Origin of the sequence: Cellulomonas massiliensis JC225 (genome assembly GCF_000312005.1) — a bacterium.
Classification (GTDB): domain Bacteria; phylum Actinomycetota; class Actinomycetes; order Actinomycetales; family Cellulomonadaceae; genus Cellulomonas; species Cellulomonas massiliensis.
Genome location: NZ_HE978588.1, coordinates 928,244 through 931,547, shown reverse-complemented (window position 1 = coordinate 931,547; position 3,304 = coordinate 928,244). Strand labels below are relative to the sequence as shown.

The 3,304-nt window shown below is 77.2% G+C and carries 4 protein-coding genes; 3 read left to right on the top strand and 1 reads right to left on the bottom strand.

Annotated features, from left to right (window positions below; genetic code table 11):
• Positions 1-329: 329 nt before the first annotated feature.
• Positions 330-671, top strand: coding sequence for a YciI family protein (locus tag HGCM_RS04440; protein ID WP_019135672.1), 342 nt, complete (start codon positions 330-332; stop codon positions 669-671).
• 5 nt (positions 672-676) lie between these two features.
• On the opposite strand, the gene HGCM_RS18715 is transcribed toward HGCM_RS04440, so the two are convergent.
• Positions 677-1,246, bottom strand: coding sequence for a TetR/AcrR family transcriptional regulator (locus HGCM_RS18715; RefSeq protein WP_019135671.1), 570 nt, complete (start codon positions 1,244-1,246; stop codon positions 677-679).
• A 92-nt stretch (positions 1,247-1,338) separates the two neighbouring features.
• On the opposite strand from HGCM_RS18715, the gene HGCM_RS19645 reads away from it, so the two are divergent.
• Positions 1,339-2,085: a P-loop NTPase family protein gene (locus HGCM_RS19645; protein WP_019135670.1), complete on the top strand. Its 747-nt coding sequence runs from the start codon at positions 1,339-1,341 to the stop codon at positions 2,083-2,085.
• The coding region (locus HGCM_RS16835) for a YhgE/Pip domain-containing protein (protein WP_218917032.1) at positions 2,082-3,304 on the top strand (1,223 nt) is incomplete at its 3' end. The genes HGCM_RS19645 and HGCM_RS16835, both read left to right, overlap by 4 nt.

Genomic DNA, 3,304 nt, shown 5'->3' with positions numbered 1-3,304 from the left:
CCGTCCGGTCGGCGCGGGGTCGGTGCTCGCCGGCGCCGCGCTCCGGCTCGGGGGCGTCGTGACCGACGGCGTCGGCCGCCCGGGCCCGGCGCCGTCCGCGGCCGGCGGCACGCACCCGGCGAGCCCACCGCCGAGGACGACCGCGAGCACGCCGACGAGCGGGACGCGGCGAGCGCGGGAGGATCGGGTGGACGGCACCGTGTTCCATCGGCTCGTCGCAGCGCCGTCTTCAGCACGGGACCACGCCCACGGCCCGCCGGCCTGTCGATCCGGCCCGGGCTCGTCCGTCACAGTGGTGCCAGGGCACGGGGCCCGACGGGAGGGGCGACATGACGCGGTACGCCATCTACTTCAACCAGCAGTGGGTCGGTGACCACCCGCCCGAGTGGTTCCGGTCCCGCGTGGAGCCGAGCACCGCGGTCGTGCGCGACATGGAGGCGGCCGGGGTCCTCGTGTTCGCCGGTGGGCTCGAGGAGGACCTGGCCGAGGCGTTCACCGCCGACGCGACGAGCGGGACCGTGTCGATCACCGACGGTCCGTACACCGAGCCGGTCGAGTACCTGGGCGGGATCACGGTCATCGACGTGCCGGACCTGGAGACCGCCAAGATGTGGGCGGGTCGGGTGGCCGTCGGCTGCGGCTGGCCCCAGGAGGTCCGGGTCGTGCGGTAGCCCGCTCAGCAGGGCAGCACCGCGAGGCTGCGCAGGACGAGGCGCTCGAGCTCGTCCCGCGTGACGTCGGCCCCGGAGAGCCAGCGGGCGGTCATCGTCTCCACGAGAGCCACCCAGCCGGCGGCGACGAGGCGCGCGGCCGGGGTGGACCGCGCCGCGCCCCCGCTCTCCACGAGCCGTTCGACGAGCGCGGCCCGGACCCTCGCGAGGGCCGCCTCGGTGGGCCCGTCCCCCGCGAGCGCCCCCTCCCAGATGTCGCACCAGATGCGGCGCCGCTCGGTGACTGCGTCGACGAACGCCGTGACGACGCGCTGCTGCTGCTCGTCGACCGGGCCCTCCTGCGGCGCGATCGCGTGCTCGAGCGCCTCGACGGCCCGCTCGGCGACGGCGCGGCGCAGTCCGGCGTTCGAGCCGAAGTAGTGGAAGACGAGCGCCTTGGACGCGCCGGCGCGGGAGGCGACCGCCGCGGGACCGAGCGCGGCCAGCCCGTCCTCGCGGGCGAGGGCGTCGGCGGCGGCCAGCAGCTCCCGGCGACGGTCGGCGGGCTCCCGGCGGACGCGGGTGGGGGCGGTCACGGGACCGTCGTACCACTCCTGTTGATCATCGGTCAACAAGGGCGTAGCGTTGTTGACCGCCAGTCAGCAAGCCGTCGGGGGAGTGGGACCGCGTGCAGATCACCCTGGAGTCCGTGGCCGTCGCCGGGCGGCGCGAGCCGCTGCTCGAGCCGTTCGACCTCACCTGGTCGACCGGCGAGTGCGTGCTGGTCGCTGCCGAGCCGGGCCACGGGCACACCGCCCTCGCTCTCGTCGCGACCGGGCGCCTGCAGCCCAGCGCGGGGCGCGTCGTCGTCGACGGCGCGGCCGACCGCGTCGTGACGGGCCGCCCACGACGCCTGCGGGACGCCACCGCCGTGGTGGACGTGCCCGGCGTGAACGAGCCGGACGACGCCCTGACCCTCGGTGACGTCGTCGCCGAGGGCCTCGTGCTCGCCGGGCGGCGGGCGCTCCCGCGCGACGTCACCGGGTGGGTCGCCGAGCACCACCTCGAGGGGCTGCGCGGCCGTCGAATCGACCAGCTGCCGCCCGCCGTCCGCGTCGAGGTGCTGGCCGAGCTGGCGGCCGCGGACCCCGCGGTCCGGATGCTCGTCCTCACGCTGCCCGACCGCCACGGCGGCTCCGCGCACGACTGGTGGGGCCTCGCGCAGCGGCTCGCCGAGCGAGGGCTCGGCGTGCTCGTCGGATGCACGCGCCCGTCGGCCCGCGCGCTGGGCGTCGCGCTGCCGCCCGCGACGGGCGACAGCCACACCCCGCCGGCCGTCGCGCTGCGCTGGACCCCGCCCGCACCCCCACCGGCCGAGGACGACACCGACCACACCCACACCGAGCTCGTCGACACCGACCTGGAGCACCCGTGACCGCCATCCGCCTCGGCCTGTCCGAGCTGCGCCGCCTCACCGCCGGCACGCTGCCGCGCCTCGCGGTGCTGGCGATGGCGCTCATCCCGTCGCTCTACGCGGGCCTCTACCTGTTCGCCAACCACGACCCGTACGACCGCCTCGACCGGGTGCCGGCGGCGCTCGTCGTGCAGGACGAGGGCGCGGACGTGACCGACCCGACGACCGGGCGCACCGAGCACCGCAGCTACGGCGACGACGTCGCGGACGAGCTGGCGGGCGGCGACGGCGGCTTCGGGTGGGTGCGCACGACGTCGACCGACGCGGCGGACGGCGTGCGGTCCGGGCGCTACGACGCCGAGCTGCTGATCGGCCCGACGTTCTCCGCCGACCTGGCGTCCTCCGGCGAGTTCGAGCCGACGCAGGCGAGCCTCGTGCTCGTCACCAACGACGCGAACAACTACCTCGCCCGCACGATCGCGACGACGATCGTCGACCGGGTGCGGGACTCGATCGTGGAGCAGGTCGGGACGCAGGCGGCCGAGACCTTCCTGGCGGGCTTCGCCGAGATCCGGGGCAGCCTCACCGACGCGGCCGACGGCGCGGCGCAGCTCGCCGACGGCGCCGCACAGCTGCACGACGGCGGCGTCCGGCTCCACGACGGCGCGAGCACCCTGGCCGACGGCGCGGGCACGCTCGAGGACGGCGCCGCGTCGCTGTCGTCGGGGGCGCAGACGCTGCACGGCGGGCTGGTCACGGCCGACACGGGGGCGCGGCAGCTCGCGTCGGGCCTCGACCGGCTGCAGCGCGGCGCCTCGGCGCTGCCGCGGAGCACGCAGCGGCTCGCCGCGGGGGCGGAGCAGGTCGCGGACGGCGCGGACGAGCTCGCCGACGGGGCGCGCCAGGTCGCGGCCGGCAACGCGACCGTCGCCGGCTACGGGGACCAGGCCGCGAACGCCGCGGACGACGTCGTCGCCGCCGTCTCGGGCGCGCGCGGGCAGGCCACCGCGCGGCTCGACGAGCTGGTGGCCGACGGCACGCTCACGCGCGCGCAGGCGGACGAGATCGAGCAGGTGCTGGACACCGCGCAGGGCCGGGTCGGCGAGGCCGCGGGCCAGGTGAAGGACGTCGCCGGCCGGCTCGACCAGCTGCGCGACGGCTCGCAGCAGGTCGCCGACGGCGCGGCCCGCCTCGCCACGGGCAGCGCGCAGGTCGCGGACGGCGCGCGCTCCCTCGCGGA

Coding starts and splice junctions, on each gene's coding strand:
- HGCM_RS04440 (WP_019135672.1), top strand. CDS start 330: ATGACGCGGTACGCCATCTACTTCAACCAGCAGTGGGTCGGTGACCAC.